The following is a 5,757-nucleotide window of genomic DNA, read 5'->3' on the forward strand; positions in this document are numbered from 1 at the left end:
GTGTGGTCCGGGGTCGGAGTGGTTTGGGCATGCGGGCGGCTCGGGGGGTGTTTGGTTGGTAGACATAGCGAGCCGCATCCGGGGGTCGGGCGACGTAGCGTCGGTTGCGGGGGAGTGCGTGGGTGCCGCCGCCGGGCGGTGGGCGTGGGTCGTCCCGCCTGGCGTGGGGTCTTGGACAGGCCGGGCCGGCGGAGCACCGGTCGCGCGTACCCCGTGAGCGGTGCCGAACCCGGCTCAGCCGAGTCGGTCAGCCGAGCCGACCGGCCGGCGTGCTGGCTCGGTCGAATCGCTGTACCGGCCCCGGCCGGGTATGGCGTCGTTGGATCCCGTTGACCTGGAGGTTCACCGCGAGCACCGAAGCGTCCTCAGCCGAGACGCCCCGCCTGGACGGCGAGGTGTCGCACTCCGCCCATCCCGCCGCTCCGCATCCTGACACCTCGTCATTCGACACCCGGTATCCGGACTCGGACCGTCCTGTCCCCGACCCTCGATCGCGCAGCGGACTCCCCTCGCCATCCCGGCCGGCAGCGGCAACCGAAACGGCCGCAGCAGCCGAGACGGCGCCGTCCGCCGAGTCGGCGCCGGCTACCGCGACGGAGTCGGCGGTGACGGGCTCGGTCTCGGTGGACGCGTCCGTGGGATGGGTGCGGCGGATCGGGCGGTCGGTGATGGTGTACCGGCGCAACGTGATCCTCGCGTTCGGGGCCGCGTTGCTCGGCACTTTGGTCACGGCGGCGGTGCCGTTGGTCGAGCGGCAGGTGATCGACAACGTCGTCGTCGCTCATCGGCACTCGCTGACGCCGTATCTGATCGTGCTGATCGCCTCGGCGTTCGCGATCTTCGGGTTGGCGTTCGTGCGGCGGTACTTCGGCGGTGTGCTCTCCCTCGACGTCCAGTACGACCTACGCGACCAGGTGTTCGCCACGATCGAGGGACTCGACGGGGCCCGGCAGGATCAGGTCTCGACGGGGCAGGTCGTCAGTCGGGCGATCTCCGACGTCGGCGCGGTCCAGGGGCTGCTCTCCTACCTGCCGATGATCACCGGGAACCTGGTGCTGTTCGTCGCGTCCATAGTCGCGATGGCGTGGCTGTCGCCGATGCTGACGCTCATCGCGCTCGCCATGGGACCCGCGCTGTACGTGCTGGGGTATCGGTCGCGCAGCACGGTCTTTCCGGCGACCTGGGCGGCGCAGCAGCAGGCGGGTGAGGTCGCGGGGGCCGTCGAGGAGGCGGTCGCCGGGGTCCGGGTGGTCAAGGGCTTCGGGCAGGAGTCGCGGGAGCTCGACCGGATCGCCGCGCATGCCCGGTGGCTGTTCGCGCTGCGGATGCGGGCTGTGTGGATCACCAGCCGGTTCGCCGCGGCCATGCAGGCGGTGCCGGCGCTCGGGCAGGTCGCGGTGCTGGCGCTCGGCGGTTGGCTCGCCCTCACCGACCGGATCACCCTCGGCACGTTCCTCGCGTTCAGCACCTACCTCGGCGCCCTCATCGGCCCGACCCGCACCCTCGCGGGACTGCTCACCGTCGGCCAGCAGGCCAAGGCCAGCACGGTCCGCATCTTCGAGATCATCGACTCCCGCTCGACGATCACGGACGCGCCGGACGCCACCACCCTGCACCCGGACGACGTCCGCGGGCTCGTCGAGCTGGACGGCGTCACGTTCGGCTACCGGCCGGGGCAGCCGGTGCTGCGGGACATCAGCCTGCGCGTCGAGCCGGGGGAGACGGTCGCGCTCGTCGGCACGTCCGGCTCCGGCAAGTCGACGATCTCCCAGCTGCTTCCCCGGTTCTACGACCCGCAGGCCGGCGCCGTCCGCCTCGACGGCCATGACGTCCGCACGCTGACGATCGCCTCGGTGCGCGCCCAGCTCGGCGTCGTGTTCGAGGACAGCTTCCTGTTCTCCGACTCCGTGCGCGCCAACATCGCCTACGGGCGCCCCGACGCCACCGACGAGCAGATCGTCGCCGCCGCCCGCGCCGCCCAGGCCGACGGCTTCATCACCGCCCTGCCGAACGGCTACGACACCGTCGTCGGCGAGCAGGGCCTCACCCTCTCCGGCGGCCAGCGCCAGCGGGTCGCGCTCGCCCGCGCCCTGCTCACCGACCCGCGGGTGCTGATCCTCGACGACGCGACCTCCGCCGTCGACGCCCGCATCGAGGCCGAGATCCATAACACTCTGCGCGAGGTGATGCGCGGGCGCACGACGCTGCTCATCGCGCACCGGCGCTCCACCCTGCACCTCGCCGACCGGATCGCCGTCCTCGACGCCGGCCGCATCGTCGACCTCGGCACCGAGGACGAGCTCGCCGAGCGCAGCCCCCTGTTCCGCCGCCTGCTCGCCGGCCCCGGTGACACCCTCGCCGAGGACCCCGACGACACCGCGGACCAGTCCGGCCCGGCGCCGCTCCAACCGTCCCAGCCGGCGGACGCCAAGCCGCACGCCGGGGACGGGACATCCACATCGACAGGCAGCACGACGGAGAAGGCCAACGGCGGCCGTCAGGACACCGGCGCGGACGCGGCGGGAATCGTGGGACGGGGCACAGGCGTGGCCGGGTCTGGCGGGCGCGGGCCCAGCGGATCCGGGTTCGGTGGCACAACTGCGGCACAGGGAATCGGTGGCGGAACGCCGAGGCAGGGATTTGACGGTGGGCCGCCGGGACGCGGGTTCGCGGCGCGGGCGATGAACGGCGGTGGGGCGTTCGGGGATCTCCCGCCGACGCCGGAGCTGCTCGCCCGGGTCGACGCGCTGCCGCCGGCCGAGGACGACCCGAGGATCGACCAGGCGGCCGCGGCGGAGCCCGATCCGGGGTTCACGCTCGCCCGGCTGCTGCGCTGGGTTCGTGTCCCGCTCGTCGTCGGCCTGCTGCTCGTCGCCCTCGACACGGTCGCGGGGCTCGCGCTGCCGGCGCTGGTGCGCCACGCCGTCGACGCGGGCGTGAGCGCCGGCGCGCGGGACGTGCTGTTCGCCACCGCCGGCGTCGCCCTCGCCATCACCCTCGCCGACTGGGTCGTGCAGATCTGGCAGACCCGGGTCACGGGCCGGATGGGCGAGCGGCTGCTCTACGTCCTGCGGGTCAAGACGTTCGCCCAGCTCCAGCGGCTCGGCCTCGACTACTACGAACGCGAGCTGGCCGGCCGGATCATGACCAGGATGACGACCGACGTCGACGCCCTGTCCACGTTCCTGCAGACCGGCCTGACCACGGCGATCGTCAGCCTGCTGTCGTTCTTCGGGGTCATGATCGCGCTGCTGATCCTCGACATCGAACTCGCGCTCGTCGTGATGGCCGTCCTGCCGGTGCTGATCGTGGCGACCATCGTGTTCCGGGCTCGCTCGTCCGCGGCCTACACCGAGGCACGGGAACGGGTCAGCGCGGTCAACGCGTCGCTGCAGGAGAACCTGACGGGGCTGCGCGTCGCGCAGGCGTTCGGCCGCGAGGACGTCAACCAGCAACGGTTCCGCGAGCTCGCCGACGCCTACCGACGGTCGCGCGCCCGCGCCCAGCGGATGATCGCGTCGTACTTCCCGTTCGTCGAGTTCCTGTCCCGGATCGCGCTCGCGCTCGTGCTCGGCGTCGGCGCGCATCTCGTCGTCCGCGGCTCGCTCACCGCCGGTGGGCTGCTCGCGTTCATGCTGTACGTCAACCTGTTCTTCTCGCCCGTCCAGCAGCTGTCCCAGGTCTTCGACGGCTACCAGCAGGCGATGGTCGGCCTGCGCCGGCTGTCCGACCTGCTACGCACCCCGACGTCCACCCCGCCGGCGGAGTATCCCCGTCCGGTCGAGGGCCGGCTGAGCGGCGAGATCGTGCTCGACGACGTTCGCTTCGCCTACACCCTCGCCAGCCGCTCCGACGGCGAGACCCGCACCAGGCTCGCCCCGACGAACGCGGTGGACGGTGTCAGCCTGCGCATCGCCCCTGGAGAGACGGTCGCGTTCGTCGGGGAGACGGGCGCCGGAAAGTCGAGCGTGCTCAAGCTGATAGCCCGCTACTACGACGTCACCGGCGGGGCGATCCGGATCGACGGGGTCGACGTGCGGGAGTTCGATCTCTCCTCCTACCGGCGCCGGCTCGGTGTCGTGCCGCAGGAGCCGTTCGTCTTCTCCGGGACGGTCCGCGACGCCATCGCCTACGCCCGTCCGGACGCCACCGACGACCAGGTCCGCGAGGCCGCCCGCGCCGTCGGCGCCGACACGTTCATCGCCACCCTGCCCGACGGCTACGACCATCCCGTCGGCGAACGGGGACGTGGCCTGTCCGCCGGCCAGCGCCAACTGCTCGCCCTCGCCCGCGCCGAGCTCGCCGACCCGGACATCCTGCTGTTCGACGAGGCGACCGCGGCCCTCGACCTCGCCACCGAGGCCGCCGTCACCGCCGCCGCCGAGGCGCTCGCCACCCGGCGGACCACCGTCGTCATCGCCCACCGGCTCACCACCGCCGCCCGCGCCGACCGGGTCGTGGTCATGGCGGACGGGCGGATCGCCGAGCAGGGCACCCACGACGAACTCGTTCAGGCAGGTGGCGTCTACGCGCGGCTGTGGGCGGTGTTCACCGCCGAGGGCGCGCCGGGGATCACCGGCGCGGGCCATTCCGCGATGGCATGATTCGACCTCCGCATGCCGGGGGAGACAGTGCCCAGGGGGAGCGACCATGGGACGGTCGGCATCGGCGTCGCGCCGAGAAGCGCCGACCGCGGCCGAGAGGTTCGAGAGGGAGGGACATCATGCCGACCGACCTGCCGACCGACCTGCCGACCGACGTCCTCGTGCTCGACATCGCCTGGCCGGAGCTTCCTCGTGATCTCGCCAGCCCCGAGGAACTCGCCGACCTGCTCGACGCCAGTCTGTGGCAGCGGGCCGGCATCGCCTTCGTGGACGAGAACCGCCTGGAACTGCGCGTCCACCACCCCGAGGACGTGGAGGCCTTCGCCGCCGACCTCGCCGACCGGCTTTCCCTGCTCGGCATGCCCGACCGGACCTACCTGTCCTGGCGCGACGAGCTCGGCGTGCACCGCCGCTCCGTCACCGGCCGCCGGGTCGCCACCGCCCGTCGCCGCGTCGGCCGCGTCGCCTGAGTGGCCGTGTCGCCTGAGTGTGGGTCAGGCCGCCGGGTGCGGTGAGTCGCCGGCGGTGGGGCGAGGATCCTTGCCGGTGGCGAGGGCCAGGGCGGCGCGGGCGATCGCGGTGCCGTACCGGACGGCGCCGGCGGCGACGACCGGGCACGCCACCATCGGCGGCTCGACCTTCGGGCAGAAGTGGACGCCGTCCGGGCTGCGGACCGTCACCTGACCGCCGGGCCCGCAGGTCTCCCCGGCGACGCAGGGCAGCATGGGCGTGAAATGGCCGGTCGCGGTGGTGACCGCCCGGCCGGCGGGGGCGACCCGGGTGCGCGGCCAGGACGCCGCGATCTCCCGCCACACCCGGTCCAGCGGCGTCAGGCCGGCGGCGTCGACCTCCTGGTCGCGACGCGGCGGCGCTTCGACGAGGATCACATCAGCCCCGTAGTCCGTCAGCAGCCGCACCGCCTCGGTGACGTCCTGCCGGTAGGCGGTGATCAGATCGCGCCCCTGCATGCAGGCCGTGCCCTGGTTGCCGGAGAACGCGAGCGCCACCACGGTCGGCCGCCAGCGCCGGACCTGGTCACGGATGTCCGTCAACCAGTCGCAGGGCGCCGTCCCACCCCACGTCCGCACGAGCACCTCGTTGCGGTGATCCGCGAGCACCGCAACGAGGTGCTCGTGCGGACGTGGGGTGGGAC

At 72.9% G+C, this 5,757-nt stretch carries 3 protein-coding genes; 2 read left to right on the plus strand and 1 reads right to left on the minus strand.

The window, feature by feature from the left end:
- Window positions 1-644: 644 nt before the first annotated feature.
- Window positions 645-4,604 carry an ABC transporter ATP-binding protein gene (locus C1A33_RS18910; RefSeq protein ID WP_480014562.1) on the plus strand — a complete coding sequence of 1,320 codons (3,960 nt, stop codon included), beginning with the start codon at window positions 645-647 and terminating at the stop codon, window positions 4,602-4,604.
- Window positions 4,605-4,723: 119 nt separating this feature from the next.
- A complete protein-coding gene (locus tag C1A33_RS18915) occupies window positions 4,724-5,074 on the plus strand; it encodes a hypothetical protein (protein ID WP_243407712.1) in 351 nt (116 codons plus the stop codon).
- A 24-nt stretch (window positions 5,075-5,098) separates the two neighbouring features.
- On the opposite strand, the gene C1A33_RS18920 is transcribed toward C1A33_RS18915, so the two are convergent.
- The coding region (locus tag C1A33_RS18920) for a DUF459 domain-containing protein (RefSeq protein ID WP_243407713.1) at window positions 5,099-5,757 on the minus strand (659 nt) is incomplete at its 5' end.

Origin of the sequence: Frankia canadensis, from assembly GCF_900197875.1 — a bacterium.
In the GTDB taxonomy this organism is placed as follows: domain Bacteria; phylum Actinomycetota; class Actinomycetes; order Frankiales; family Frankiaceae; genus Frankia; species Frankia canadensis.